At 69.3% G+C, this 13,046-nt stretch carries 10 protein-coding genes; 3 read left to right on the plus strand and 7 right to left on the minus strand.

Features of this window, described 5'->3' with window-relative positions; translation table 11 throughout:
• The first annotated feature begins 26 nt into the window (after nt 1-26).
• Nucleotides 27-1,298 (plus strand): MFS transporter, encoded by a 1,272-nt coding sequence (locus HUT19_RS35525; protein WP_176184551.1) that lies wholly within the window; start codon nt 27-29, stop codon nt 1,296-1,298.
• A gap of 40 nt (nt 1,299-1,338) precedes the next feature.
• On the opposite strand, the gene HUT19_RS35530 is transcribed toward HUT19_RS35525, so the two are convergent.
• Nucleotides 1,339-2,517, minus strand: a complete 1,179-nt coding sequence (locus tag HUT19_RS35530) for a phosphatidylglycerol lysyltransferase domain-containing protein (RefSeq protein WP_176184553.1) — start codon at nt 2,515-2,517, stop codon at nt 1,339-1,341.
• A gap of 143 nt (nt 2,518-2,660) precedes the next feature.
• Between HUT19_RS35530 and HUT19_RS35535 the strand changes: the two genes are divergently transcribed.
• The gene (locus tag HUT19_RS35535; protein ID WP_176184555.1) at nt 2,661-3,944 is read left to right on the plus strand and encodes an acetyl-CoA carboxylase biotin carboxylase subunit family protein; all 1,284 of its coding nucleotides are present in this window, start codon (nt 2,661-2,663) and stop codon (nt 3,942-3,944) included.
• Between the two features lie 41 nt (nt 3,945-3,985).
• Here the strand turns inward: HUT19_RS35535 and metH are convergent, their stop codons facing one another.
• The 3 genes from metH to HUT19_RS35550 all read right to left on the minus strand — a co-directional run bounded on the left by metH (nt 3,986) and on the right by HUT19_RS35550 (nt 9,226).
• Nucleotides 3,986-7,513, minus strand: a complete 3,528-nt coding sequence (metH, locus tag HUT19_RS35540) for a methionine synthase (RefSeq protein WP_176184557.1) — start codon at nt 7,511-7,513, stop codon at nt 3,986-3,988.
• Between the two features lie 169 nt (nt 7,514-7,682).
• Nucleotides 7,683-8,420: an SUMF1/EgtB/PvdO family nonheme iron enzyme gene (locus tag HUT19_RS35545; RefSeq protein WP_176184559.1), complete on the minus strand. Its 738-nt coding sequence runs from the start codon at nt 8,418-8,420 to the stop codon at nt 7,683-7,685.
• Complete coding sequence (locus HUT19_RS35550; RefSeq protein ID WP_176184562.1) at nt 8,417-9,226, minus strand: SUMF1/EgtB/PvdO family nonheme iron enzyme; 810 nt, start codon at nt 9,224-9,226, stop codon at nt 8,417-8,419. Before HUT19_RS35550 ends, HUT19_RS35545 begins: the two co-directional genes overlap by 4 nt.
• A gap of 197 nt (nt 9,227-9,423) precedes the next feature.
• Here HUT19_RS35550 and HUT19_RS35555 point away from each other — a divergent pair, with 197 nt between their 5' ends.
• A complete protein-coding gene (locus HUT19_RS35555; protein WP_176184564.1) occupies nt 9,424-11,004 on the plus strand; it encodes an AMP-binding protein in 1,581 nt (526 codons plus the stop codon).
• On the opposite strand, the gene HUT19_RS35560 is transcribed toward HUT19_RS35555, so the two are convergent.
• From HUT19_RS35560 to HUT19_RS35570, 3 genes are all read right to left on the minus strand, one after another.
• On the minus strand, nt 10,979-12,025 hold the full coding sequence (locus tag HUT19_RS35560; protein ID WP_176184566.1) for a radical SAM protein: 1,047 nt from the start codon (nt 12,023-12,025) through the stop codon (nt 10,979-10,981). The two genes, HUT19_RS35555 and HUT19_RS35560, sit on opposite strands and share 26 nt — an antisense overlap.
• A gap of 118 nt (nt 12,026-12,143) precedes the next feature.
• A complete protein-coding gene (locus tag HUT19_RS35565) occupies nt 12,144-12,749 on the minus strand; it encodes a bifunctional 2-polyprenyl-6-hydroxyphenol methylase/3-demethylubiquinol 3-O-methyltransferase UbiG (RefSeq protein WP_176184568.1) in 606 nt (201 codons plus the stop codon).
• A 96-nt stretch (nt 12,750-12,845) separates the two neighbouring features.
• Nucleotides 12,846-12,998, minus strand: a complete 153-nt coding sequence (locus HUT19_RS35570; RefSeq protein WP_176184570.1) for a hypothetical protein — start codon at nt 12,996-12,998, stop codon at nt 12,846-12,848.
• Between the last annotated feature and the right edge of the window lie 48 nt (nt 12,999-13,046).

A 13,046-nucleotide genomic window follows, 5' to 3' on the forward strand; every position in this document is an offset into this window, starting at 1 on the left:
CACGGCACAACCCGGCAGGAGTACCCATGAAGAGGTGGACGGCCTCGACCCGGCTGCTGCGCGACCCCCGGTTCCGGCGCTTCTCCATCGGCTACTTCGCCTCCCTGTTCGGTACCGGCATGGAGGCCGTCGGAGTGGCGTTCGCCGTACTGGACAGCGGCCACTCCGCCGCCGGGCTCGGCAACGTCCTGACCGCCGGGGTCGCCGCCAACGTCTGCTGTCTGCTGGTCGGCGGAGTGATCGCGGACCGTTTCAGCCGCCGTACGGTGATGCTCTGCTGCGACACCGTCCGCTGTGCCGGGGAGGCGTCGTTCGCCGCCCTCATCCTGTTCGGGCACCCACCGCTGTACTGGCTGGTCATCCTGTACATGGTGCAGAACGCGGCGGCAGGGTTCTACATGCCCGCCCTCGGCGGGCTGACCCCGCAGTTGGTCCCGGTCGACGATCTGCACGACGCCAACACCTACCTCGGGCTGGCCAGGGACATCGGCCGGGTGCTGGGGCCTGCCGCGGCGGGTGCCGTCGCCGCCGCGCTGGAACCCGGCGCCGTCCTGGCCATCGACGCGTTCACCTTCGCTGTCAGCGCGGTCACCCTCGCCTCCATCAGGGTGCCCGCGAAACGGGGGAAGGAACGCCCCTCACCGCTGCGCGACCTCGCCGACGGCTGGCACGCCTGGCGGTCACGCCCCTGGATCTGGATCACCAGCGCACGGTTCGCCCTGTTCAACTCGGTCGTCTACGCACCGCTCATCGTGCTCGGCCCGGCGCTCGCCAAGGAGCGCTTCGGCGGCGCGGACGGCTGGGGGATCGTGCTCACCGCGCTGGGTATCGGCGCGGTGGCCACCGGACCGGTCATCATGGGCCGCACCCCCGCCCGGCCCCTGGTGGTGCTCACCGCCTTCCATGTGACCTGGGCGCTGCCGCTGCTGGCCCTCGCTCTGGACCTGCCGCTGGCCGTGATCGCCGGAGGCGCACTGCTCGCCGGTACCGGCTCCGCCGTCTTCAACGCCGTCTGGTCGTCGACCCTGCAACGCAACGTCCCGGCCGAGGTGATGGCCCGGATCACCTCGCTCAGCACCCTGTGCTCCTACGCGCTCGCACCGCTCGGCCTCGCGGTCGCCGCCTCGGTGGCGGACTCCGTCGGTGCCGACAACGTCCTGCTGTTCGGCGCGGGCTGGCATGTGCTGAGCGTGCTGCTGGTGCTGGCCCTGCCGCCCGCGCGGCGCTTCACCGGTCAGACACCCACGGCCCCCGCGCGGACCGCCCAGCCGGTCGGGATCGAGAGCGACACCGTCTGACCCCGCCACGGAAACCGGTGCGGCCCTTCCGGCCGACGTGTCAGGCGTACACCGTCCACTCGTCCTCGTCCAGCGCGCCCTTGACCGCCGGGACGGACTCGCGCAGCTCCTCGGCGAAGGCACGGTTGTGCGCCCGGACCGCGTCGTCATGGCCGCGCAGCACACTGTCCTCCGACAGATCCAGCAGCCACAGGGGGCTCAGCCGGGCGCCCCGGAGCACCTTGGCGCCGGGTGAGGACATCCCCAGATGCAGGCGGCGTACCCCCGGCAGGCCCAGCAGCCGGTAGTACGTGAGGTTGGCGTACTCCGCCGCGCCACGCAGCCTCGGATAGTCGAACCCCACGGCCCGGGCGTACACCGTGTCGCCGCTGCGGCAGTACATACAGCAGCCGACCGCGGCCCCGTCGTCCGGATCGCGCAGCAACAGCACCTCGGCGACCTCGCCCGCCAGCTCGCCGTGGCGGCGGAAGCCCTCGGTGAACGCCTCCAGGTCCACCGCATGGCCGTACCGCCGCTGGGTCCCGGCCGCCAGCCGGGCCACGTCGCCGTACACCTCGGGCAGCGGATGGTGCTCCACCCGGTACCCGGCGCGCTCGAAGTCGGACAGTTCCCGGCGCACCGTCTGCCGCCGCTTGGAGGTCAGCGAGGCCAGCCAGGCGTCCCGGTCGCCCTCCGGTACGTCGATCGCCGCGTCCGCGGCCAGCACGACCGGCAGGGTGTCCACCCCGGCGGAGCGCAGCGCGGCCACGTCCTCGCTGGTGAAGTACATCGCCACCCGGGTGCGGGTGTCCTCCAGCGGGGAACCGGCCGCGCGGACCCCCGCCAGCAGGCCCCCGGCCGCGTCAGCGGTGTGCGAAGCGTCCGGGGTGGCGCGCGGCCCGGTGAGCAGATGGGCGAGATAGCCACGCCGCTGGCCCACCAGGATGCCCTGCGGCGGGGGCTGGGGGAGGCCGTGCCGGGCCAGCACATCGCTCCAGCGGTAGTTGGTGTTCTGTTCGCCCGTCACCGCGGAGACCGGTACCGCGGCCCGTCCGCCGCCCGTGAGCCGGGTGTGGACCGCCCCCGACACACCGCCGGGCTCCAGCGCGCACAGCCGCAGCCACAGAGCCGAGGAGTAGAAGCGGTCGGCAGCCAGTTCGTCCCACGTGGTGTCGTCCAGACCGCCCAGGGGATCCGTGAAGCAGCCGGTGGTCGTCGACGGACTCGTTGAGTGGTCCATATGGGCAGCATACAAAGGCAGTTGACGCAGATCACGGATGTCGTGGCGTCCTCGACTCGATATGTCACGCGCCGTAGACTCGGCTGACGATCTGACAGATGGCGCCGGTCTCCGCACCGTCGGTGCCCGCTCGGAAGGCGGACATGACCCACACCCCTGCCCGTTCCGATGGCTACCTCCTGGCGATCGGGGCACATATGGCTCTGCGGGAGCGGGCGCTGGTGTCCGCGATCCGCCTGTTCCCGGGACCGATCGCCACCATCTTCGCCGCCCCCGGCGCGCGCTCGGCCAAGTTCTTCGATCACATCATCACCGGAGACCCCTTCGCCCCACGGGCGGCCCTCGAAGCGGTCCAGGCGTTCGAGCGGGAGACCGGGCTGCGCCCGGCGGCCGTCGTCCCCTTCATCGACGGCGGCCTCTGGGCGGGCTTCGCCATCGCCGAGCACTACGGGGTCCCGTACCTCTCCCGGGAGGCGATCGAGAACTCCTCCATCAACAAGGACCGGATGAAGGACGTGCTGCGGGCCGCCGGGGTGCGGACACCGCGCTACGTCAAGGTCGCGGGCGCCGCCGAGGTGGCGGCGGCCGTCGCCGAGCTGGGACTGCCGTGTGTGATCAAGCCCGCCGCGTTCGGCGGCAGCCTGGGCGTACGCCTGGTCGGCTCCACGGCCGAGGCCCAGGAGGCCTTCCGGTACGTCATGGAGATCATCGACCGCAACGCCGCCACCTTCTCCGTCGTCAACCGAAGTGTTCAGGTCGAGGAGTTCTGCGACCTCACCGAAGAGGTGTCCGTGGAGGTGCTCAACCACGGCGACCGGCGTGAGGTGCTGGCCGTCGTGGACAAGGCGCTGGGCCCGCGTCCGCACTTCGCCGAGATCGGACACCGGGTGCCGAGTGTTCACACGGACGATACGGAGCTGCGTGACCTGGCCGTCAGGGCCTGTCAGGCGATCGGGCTCGACCGGGGTCTGGCCCATGTCGAGATCCGGCGGCAGGACGGGCATGAGCCGGCCGTCATCGAAGTGGGCGCCCGGACGGCCGGTGGCGGCATCCTCGACCAGGTGGAACGGGCCACCGGCCTTGCCCCGTACGCCCTGCACATCGCGTCCTACCTCGACCTCGACCCCGACTTTCCCGACCCGGGCCCGACCAGTCCGGAGGCCAGGGGAGTGGCCGCCATCGCGGTGCTCAAGGCCGACAACGGCACCATCACCGCGATCGACGCACCCTCCCGCGTCCCGGAGGTGGTGACCGCGTACGAGGTCTCCGCCACCGTGGGGGCCGTCTCCGAACCTCCGGCGAACTACCTCACCCGTGAGGGGTACGTCGAATGCTTCTGGCCGGGCCGCAAGGCGCAGGACGTCCCGCCCGCGGAACACCTGGACATCGCCGACGACCTCGCCGCCCAGATCTTCCGGGTGACCTGAGAGCGTGGCGGCGGGCGGTGGCTACCGCGCATTGAAGGCGGCTACCGTGCGTTGAAGTACTTGGCCTCGGGGTGGTGGATGATGATGGCGTCCGTGGACTGCTCCGGGTGCAGCTGGAACTCTTCGGAGAGCTTCACGCCGATGCGCTCGGGCTGGAGGAGTTCGGCGATCTTGGCGCGGTCCTCCAGGTCGGGGCAGGCGCCGTAGCCGAGGGAGAAGCGGGCGCCGCGGTACTTCAGCGCGAACATGTCCTCGATCTCGCCCGGGTCCTCTCCGGCGAAGCCCAGTTCGGCGCGGACGCGGGCGTGCCAGTACTCGGCGAGGGCCTCGGCGAGCTGGACGGACAGGCCGTGGAGTTCGAGGTAGTCGCGGTAGGAGTTGGCCTCGAAGAGTTCGGCGGTGGCTTCGCCGATCCGGGAGCCGACGGTGACGACCTGGAGGCCGACGACGTCGGTCTGGCCGGATTCCTCGGGCCGGAAGAAGTCGGCCAGGCACAGGCGGCGGCCGCGGCGCTGGCGGGGGAAGGTGAAGCGGGTGCGCTCGCTGCCGTCCTCGTTGAGCAGGACCAGGTCATCGCCCTTGGAGACACAGGGGAAGTAGCCATGGACGACGGCCGCCTCCAACAGGTTCTCGGTGTGCAGCTTGTCCAGCAGACCACGCAGCCGCGGACGGCCGTCGGTCTCGACGAGTTCCTCGTAGGTCGGTCCGTCGCCGGTGCGGGCCTGCTTCAGCCCCCACTGGCCCTTGAACAGCGCGCCCTCGTCCAGCCAGCTCGCATACTCCTTGAGCTGGATGCCCTTGACCACGCGGGTGCCCCAGAAGGGCGGCGTGGGCACCGGGTTGTCGGTGGCCACGTCGGAGCGCGCCGGCCCCTGGTCCGGCTCCGGCTCACGCACCTGGGCGGCGTCGCGGCGGGGGACCCGGCGCTGCTTGAGCTCGGGCAGCTTGGCGCCGGGGACACCGCGCTTCACCGCGATGAGGGCGTCCATGAGGCGCAGGCCCTCGAAGGCGTCGCGGGCGTAGCGCACCTCGCCTTCGTAGATCTCGTGGAGGTCCTGTTCGACGTAGGCCCGGGTGAGGGCGGCGCCGCCGAGGATGACCGGGTAGGTGGCGGCCAGCTTGCGCTGGTTGAGCTCCTCCAGGTTCTCCTTCATGATCACCGTGGACTTCACCAGCAGCCCGGACATGCCGATGACATCCGCGCGGTTCTCCTCGGCGGCCTCCAGGATCGCGGAGACCGGCTGCTTGATACCGAGATTGACCACGTTGTAGCCGTTGTTGGACAGGATGATGTCCACGAGGTTCTTGCCGATGTCATGGACGTCACCGCGGACGGTGGCCAGCACGATGGTGCCCTTGCCCTCCGCGTCGGACTTCTCCATATGCGGTTCCAGGTGGGCCACGGCGGTCTTCATGACCTCGGCGGACTGGAGCACGAACGGCAGCTGCATCTGGCCGGACCCGAACAGCTCACCGACCACCTTCATCCCGTCCAGCAGCGTCTCGTTGACGATGTCCAGGGCCGGCCGCTCCTCGAGCGCGGCATCGAGATCCTGCTCGAGGCCGTTGCGCTCACCGTCGATGATGCGGCGCTTGAGGCGCTCCTCCAGCGGAAGGGCGGCCAGCTCCTCGGCCTTGCCGGCCTTCAGCGAGGAGGCGGTGGCGCCCTCGAACAGCTCCATGAGCTTCTGGAGCGGGTCATAGCCCTCGGCGCGGCGGTCGTGGATCAGATCCAGGGCGGTGGTGACCTGCTCCTCGTCGAACCGCGCGATGGGCAGGATCTTCGAGGCGTGGACGATGGCGGAGTCCAGGCCCGCCTTCACGCACTCGTCCAGGAAGACGGAGTTGAGCAGGATCCGGGCGGCCGGGTTGAGGCCGAAGGAGATGTTCGACAGACCCAGGGTGGTCTGGACCTCGGGGTGGCGGCGCTTGAGTTCGCGGATGGCCCCGATGGTGGCGATACCGTCCTTGCGGGACTCCTCCTGCCCGGTGCAGATGGTGAAGGTCAGACAGTCGATGAGGATGTCCTCCTCACGGATGCCCCAGTCACCGGTCAGATCGGCGATGATCCGCTCGGCGATCTCGACCTTCTTCTCGACGGTACGGGCCTGGCCCTCCTCATCGATGGTCAGCGCGATGAGCGCGGCGCCGTGCTCCTGGGCGAGCCGGGTCACCTTGGCGAACCGCGAATCCGGTCCCGCGCCGTCCTCGTAGTTGACGGAGTTGATGACCGCGCGGCCACCCAGCTTCTCCAGCCCCGCCCGGATCACCTCGACCTCGGTGGAGTCCAGCACGATCGGCAGGGTGGAGGCGGTGGCGAAACGCCCCGCCAGCTCCTCCATGTCGGCCACACCGTCCCGGCCGACGTAGTCCACGCACAGGTCGAGCAGGTGGGCGCCTTCGCGGATCTGCTCACGGGCCATCTCCACACAGTCGTCCCAGCGGCCCTCGAGCATGGCCTCCCGGAACTTCTTCGACCCGTTGGCGTTCGTCCGCTCCCCGATGGCCAGATACGAGGTGTCCTGCCGGAACGGAACGGTCTGGTAGAGCGAGGCGGCACCCGCCTCGGGCCGCGGCTCACGCTCGGCCGGGACCATTCCCCGCACACGCTCCACGACCTGACGCAAATGCTCAGGCGTGGTACCGCAGCAGCCACCGACCAGGGAGAGACCGTAGTCGCGGACGAAGGTCTCCTGCGCCTCCGCCAACTCGGCCGGGGTGAGCGGATAACGGGCGCCGTCCTTGGTGAGGATCGGCAGCCCGGCATTCGGCATACAGGACAGCGGCACACGTGAGGTGCGGGCGAGATAGCGCAGATGCTCGCTCATCTCGGCCGGGCCGGTGGCGCAGTTCAGCCCGATCATGTCGATGCCCAGCGGCTCCATAGCGGTCAGCGCGGCACCGATCTCCGAGCCCAGCAGCATCGTGCCGGTGGTCTCCACCGTCACCGAGCAGATCAGCGGGATGTCCGCCCCGAGCTTGTCCATCGCCCGGCGGGCGCCGAGCACGGCGGACCGCGCCTGCAACAGGTCCTGGGAGGTCTCCACCAGCAGCGCGTCGGTGCCCCCGCCGATCAGTCCCTCGGCGCTCGCCTGATAGGCGTCACGCAGCGTGATGTACGGCAGATGGCCCAGCGTCGGCAGCTTGGTACCGGGGCCCATCGAGCCCAGCACCCAGCGCTGCTGCCCGCTCGCCTCGGCGGCGCGGTCGGCGGCGGCGCGGGCGATCCGGGCGCTGGCCTCGGACAGCTCGAAGACGCGGTCGGCGATGTCGTACTCGGCGAGCGCGGAGTAGTTGCCGCCGAAGGTGTTGGTCTTGATGCAGTCGACGCCCGCGTCCAGATAGGCGACGTGGACGGAGTCGACGAGATCGGGGCGGCTGACGCTGAGGACCTCGTTGCAGCCCTCCAGCCCGGTGAAGTCCTCCAACGTGGGCTCCAGCGACTGGAGCATCGTGCCGGTGGCACCGTCGGCCACCACCACGCGGCTCGCCAGCGCGTCGCGCAGGGCCTGCACACGGGCGGAGCGGGACGGACCGGAAACACCGGTGAGGACAGGGCTCGAGACCATGAGGCTCTCCTGCGGTTGCGACGGCTGTCGGCTTCGCTGCTGCCGGGATGAGCGGCAGGCATGACACAACGGTACTCGTAGTCACCGTTCGGGGACTCCTGAACCGGGAATCCGCCGGTGTCACGGGACACGTTCGGACGAGCGGAGTTGCGCGTTCCGGGGCGGCCGGTTATGCGGGAGACCCGGTGGGGGCGGGCCGAGTGCGGGCGCACAGCACCCGGAAGCCGATGTACGGCACGGTACTCAGTTCATCGGCGGTGAACGCGGTGGCGTTCTCGAAGCTCTCCGGGTTGCGCACGGTGTACGCCCCGCCCTTGATGACCCGTGAACCGAGACCCTCACCCGATGGAGTGGTCAGCTCGTCCTCGCACCACTCGAAGACGTTTCCGGTCAGATCCCGCAGGCCGAAGGCGTTGGCCGGTGTGGCCCCGACCGGGCGGGGACCGCTCGCCTGCGGCGCGTAGGTCGCGCGGTCGAACTCGTTCCCGAGCGACCAGCGCAGCCGCTCCGGCCCTGCCGCCGCGTACTGCCACTCGGCGGCCGACGGGAGGCGGCAGTGCGCCCCGGTGCGGACCGTGAGCCAGTCGCAGTAGGCGACCGCGCCGCGCCAGGTCACCCTGGTCACCGGCAGCCCGCTCAGCTCCTCGTCGAGGGTCACGGCGCCGGGCGGGGCGGCGCGCAGTCCGGTGCCGTGGCCGGTGGGGAAGGCATGCAGTTCGGGGCGGGGCTTCTCCCGCAGGCCCTGGGCCACCAGATAGTGCCAGTACTGCCCGATGGTGATCGGGAGAGCGGCGAGGCGGAACCCGGGCGTCCGTACGGGAGCCGCGCCGGACGACGGGAGTTCGCCCGCCGGCACCTCGACGAAGCACGGCATGTCAGCCGAGGGCGGGCTGTCGTACGTGGTCATCCCCGGCGCACCACCCGGAAGCCGTAGACCTCGCACCGGGTGTCCTCATGCGCGGCCATCCGGCCGGCGGGCCCGATGGTGTCCGCCGGATCGGCGAACGAACCGCCCCGCACCACCCGGAACGCGCCCCGGGGCGCACCGGTGGGGTTGCGAAGCGTGCCGGAGCCGGGGGCATAGCCGCCGAAGCGGTCGTGGCACCACTCGCGTACGTTGCCCAGCATCTGGTAGAGCCCGGCGGCATCCGGAGGCAGGCTCGCCACCGGGACGGGCGCGGGCGCGCCCGGCAGGAAGGCGCCCGCCAGCGACTCGCCCGCCCGCAGCGCCCGGCACAACGGCCCCGCGTCCCGCGAGTTGCACTCCTCGGGGCCCGGTAGGGTGCCGTCCGGTCGGCCGTCCCGGCAGGCCGCCTCCCATTCGGCCTCGGTGGGCAGCCGATAGCCGTCCCGGCCGAGGTCGGCGGTGTGCGCGGCGAGGTGGTACACCGGACGCAGCCCCTCCAGGCGCGACAGCCAGTTGCAGTACGCCGCGGCGCCCCAGTAGCTGATCTGGATCATCGGGAACCCATCGCAGCCTGGGCGGAGTTCGAACCCCGCGGCCCTGCTCACGATGAACGCCGGATCGATGCAGTCGATCTGTGTGTGATCCAGGTCGTGGGGTGCGTCGCGCAGGAACGCGAGGAAGTCGGCGGCGCTGACACAGCGGTCGGCGAGCTGGAAGGAGTCGATCTCCACCTCGTGCAACGGCTCCGCGTGATGGGCCGGGTGTGTCGATCCGACCGTGAACCGGCGGCCGGGAAACTCGATCATGGCAAAGGTCCGGTGTACCACGCTGTGCACCCCTGCACCCCCAAGTGCCTTGCAGCAGTGGGCATTTCACAAAAAAAACAACCGTGGTCGGCATCGTGTCAGCCGGGCAGGGGCTCAGCAAGACCCACGGGGGCGCGCCACGGCCGTACCCGGCCGGGTCGATGCTCATTATCATCGCCGGAATGAGGCCCTCTTCCGTGTGCACTGTCGAAGTCCTCGTCAACTCCGCTGCGGAACAGTTCGGTGCCCGTCCTGCCGTCGAGGACGACCACCAGTCACTGAGCTTCCGAGAGCTGCGCAACACCGCGGCAGCCACCGCCGCGGCGCTGCGAAGGGCCGGTGTGCGCCGGGGCGACCGGGTGGGTGTCTGCATGGCGAAGAGCGCCGACCAGGCCGTGGCCGTCCTGGGTGTGCTGCTCGCCGACGCGATCCTGGTCCCCGTGCTGCCGAAGCTCAAGCGGGAGGGGGTGGCGCATATCGTGGGCGACTCCGGGATGTGTTTGATGATCACCGATGAGGCCCGCGCCCGGGAGGTCATCGACGCGGTGCCCGGGCTTCCGCTGCTGTACGGGCAGGAGGCCGAGGTCGATCCGGAGCTGAACCTGCCGTGGCTGCGGACGCAGCGGTACGACGCCATCGCGGGGGCGTCCATCGGGTCCGATGTGGCGGCCGTCATCTATTCATCGGGGTCGACCGGACGCCCCAAGGGCATCATGATCACCCATCGCAATATCACCGACGGGGCCCGGATCACCGCCGACTACCTGGGAACGAGCGCTGAGGACCGGATCGGCAGTCTGCTCTCCCTCAACTTCGACTACGGACTCAACCAGTTGTGGCAGTCACTGCTCACCGGCGCCTGTCTGTGTCTGCATGAACTGGTCTTCCCGGCCGACGCCTTCCGCTTTCTGTTCGAACAGCGGATCACCGTACTGCCCGTCATGCCTGTGATCATCACGCGGCTGTTCGACCCCCGGCTGCTGCGCCGACGGCCCACCTGCGATCTGTCCTCGGTGCGTTATGTATCGACGTCCGGCGGAGCGGTCTCCCAGCGGATGCTGGATGAGCTGGCGGCCACCTTTCCGGCGGCCCGTGTGTTCCTCATGTACGGGCTGACCGAGGCGTTCCGCTCGACGTATCTGGAGCCGGATCAGCTCTCCCAGCGGCCGGACTCCATCGGCAAGGCGATTCCCGATGTGGAGATCCTGGTGCTCGACGAGGAACTGCGCGAGGTCGGTCCCGGGGAGCCCGGTGAACTGGTGCACCGCGGCGGCTGCGTGAGCAAGGGGTACTGGAACGCGCCCGAGGCCACCGCCGCCAGGTTCCGCACTCTGCCGCAGTTCCCGGGGGAGCGGGTGGTGTTCAGCGGTGACATCGTGACCAGGGACAACGAGGGCTTTCTCTACTTCGCCGGACGCCGGGACGCCATGATCAAAACATTGGGCTTCCGGGTCAGCCCGACGGAGGTCGAGGACATCGCGGCCCGCTTCCCGGAGATCGCGGCCTGTGCCGCCGTCGGCGTGCCCAATGTCGAGATCGGCGAGGAGATCGCGCTGTTCTATTCGGCCACCGGGACAGTGGCCGAGACCGAGTACCGCCACTTCCTCAAGGACCGTCTGCCCTCGCATATGGTGCCGCGGCACCTCTGGCAGCGCGACACCCTGCCGTCCACCGGTAACGACGGCAAGATCGACCGGCAGGCGCTGGCTGCGGAGGCCATCGACCTGCTCCACCGGGTGGCGAAGGACGAGGTCAGTCGTTCCCCGGAGGACGGCTGATCAGCTGGGGCATGGGCAGCAGGACCGACGGCTTGTCGGCCTTCTTGCCCTGGGTGTCGAAGTGGCGGAAACAGGAGAACGTGGCTTCCTCGTGCTTGCTCTGCACGAACTCCCGCAACTTCTCGCTCTCTTCGTAGAGGCGCAGCAGAGGGGTGTCGAAGATATTGCCGATCACCTCGGGCGCGCCGAGTTCGCAGATCAGCACATCGCCGTTGGAATGCAGATGGAGCTGCGCCTTGCCCTCGATACAGCTGGCGTAGATGACCCCCGGATCGCGCAGTAACGGCTGGAGACGCCTCCAGGATTCGCTGCCCGGCCGGAAATAGGCGGACAGACAGCTGAAGAAGATCGTGGTTCGCGGGTCGCGTGCGGTGACCAGACGGGTGATGGCGTCGCAGATGGCATCGGCGGAGAGGGTGTTCTCATAGCCCTGGTGGACACCGGGGATCTCCATCTGGATCTCGTGCTTGCCCACTCCGAGATCCGCCGCGAACCGATGCACATCGGCCATCCGGTCGCGGGTCTCGTCGAACAGGATCGTCTCGACGACCGTGTCGATCGAGGACGACGCCACCGAGCGGCCGATCGCCTTGACGATCTTCGGGAACATCTTCTCGGTGACCTTGTAGAACGCCGAGTGGCTCACCGCGTCGGTGTGGTTGAGGGAGAAGTGCAGCACGCCCAGCCCGGCCGCTTCCAGACGGTCGAACTTCTCGTCCGTCAGCAGGGTGCCGTTGGAGTTGATCTGGGTGTGGATCCCCTTCTCGGAGCAGTGGGCGACGATGCTTTCGCAGAGGTCGAACTCAAGGAGCACCTCACCGCCGGACAGCTTGACCCGTTCCAGGTCGGGGAGCGTTTCAACGGTCTGCTTCACCTCGTCGAGGGAGAGGACGCGGCGCTCTTGGAGATCGTAGGCGCCGCAGTAGGAACACCGGAAGTTGCACCGCGAGGTGACGCCTATCTCGATCGAGCGCAACTTGCCGAATCCGGTCTCGCTCTTCTCGATCAACTTGAATGACATGATTCCCCCGTCTGGCCGTCCGAAGTGTGAACGCCTGGGTCACGCACGGTCGCAGCATAAGTACGGACACATCCGCCGACAAGCCCCTATGTGGCTGTCTACGCTCTCCCAACTCGCCTTATCCGCCGTTGAGTTGAGGCGACGTCACAGAATCGCCGACCGGACCCCGCAGAACGAGGACGGCGAGGCCGTCCGCCGCCAGCCGCTCCGCCTCGTCCCAGCCGGTGGTCAGCAGGCCGATCTCGTCCTCGTCCAGGGCAATGTCCCGCCGCTTCACGGGTGTGTGTTCAGCCAGGGGCGTGATCACCACGACAGTGCCGCCGGGGCGCGGTCGCTCCGCGAGACCGCGCAGGGTCCGGGCCCGGTCCTTCAAGAACGCGTAGACCAGCCGAAGGGTGATGAGGTCGTATCCGTCGCCACTCAGCTCGGCCAGGTCGTCGCGCTCGATGTCCAGGTGCAGCCAGCGGATGTTCTCGGCGTCGGCGCGCTCCCTCGTGGCCCGGGTGACCGCGCTGGAGGCGAAGTCGACGGCATCGACGTGATAGCCGAGATCGGCCAGGTGGGCGGCGAGTTCACCGGTGCCGCAGCCGACGTCCAGGGCTCGTCCGGAGTCGGGTGGGGGTGTGTAGGCGGCGAGCAGGGTTCTCTCGGCGTGTCTCAGGGGCCGGAAATCACGGCCGTCGGCATAGTGCTGATCCCACTGGTCCTGGGCGACGTATCCCAAGAGGCTGCTCCTGTCGTGGTTGGGCCTGGCGGGTGCCGGGGGCGGGGGGCACGGCCAGCCGATCTCTTGATGCGTATGTGACGGATGGGCTCACCGTCAGCGGTCCTTCAGGAGGAGGTGCAGCAGTGTGACCACGCCGACGCCGACCAGCAGCGCGGTTCCGAACGAAGGGTGCTCGAAGGTGACGTACACGGTGACGCTGCCCGCCAGCAGCAACAGTGCCATGCGCTGATCCATGTGACCGTTCATGAGCCACAGTCCTCCCGGGCGACACGGCCCGCCCGTGATGTTGGCGGT

This window comes from Streptomyces sp. NA02950, assembly GCF_013364155.1.
Classification (GTDB): Bacteria; Actinomycetota; Actinomycetes; order Streptomycetales; family Streptomycetaceae; genus Streptomyces.

Bases quoted from the DNA above. Each gene is read 5' to 3' on its own strand.
- HUT19_RS35535 (WP_176184555.1), top strand. From the start codon at position 2,661: ATGACCCACACCCCTGCCCGTTCCGATGGCTACCTCCTGGCGATCGGG.
- HUT19_RS35525 (WP_176184551.1), top strand. From the start codon at position 27: ATGAAGAGGTGGACGGCCTCGACCCGGCTGCTGCGCGACCCCCGGTTC.
- HUT19_RS35560 (WP_176184566.1), bottom strand. From the start codon at position 12,025: ATGTCATTCAAGTTGATCGAGAAGAGCGAGACCGGATTCGGCAAGTTG.
- HUT19_RS35530 (WP_176184553.1), bottom strand. From the start codon at position 2,517: ATGGACCACTCAACGAGTCCGTCGACGACCACCGGCTGCTTCACGGAT.
- metH (WP_176184557.1), bottom strand. From the start codon at position 7,513: ATGGTCTCGAGCCCTGTCCTCACCGGTGTTTCCGGTCCGTCCCGCTCC.
- HUT19_RS35545 (WP_176184559.1), bottom strand. From the start codon at position 8,420: ATGACCACGTACGACAGCCCGCCCTCGGCTGACATGCCGTGCTTCGTC.
- HUT19_RS35550 (WP_176184562.1), bottom strand. From the start codon at position 9,226: ATGATCGAGTTTCCCGGCCGCCGGTTCACGGTCGGATCGACACACCCG.
- HUT19_RS35570 (WP_176184570.1), bottom strand. From the start codon at position 12,998: ATGAACGGTCACATGGATCAGCGCATGGCACTGTTGCTGCTGGCGGGC.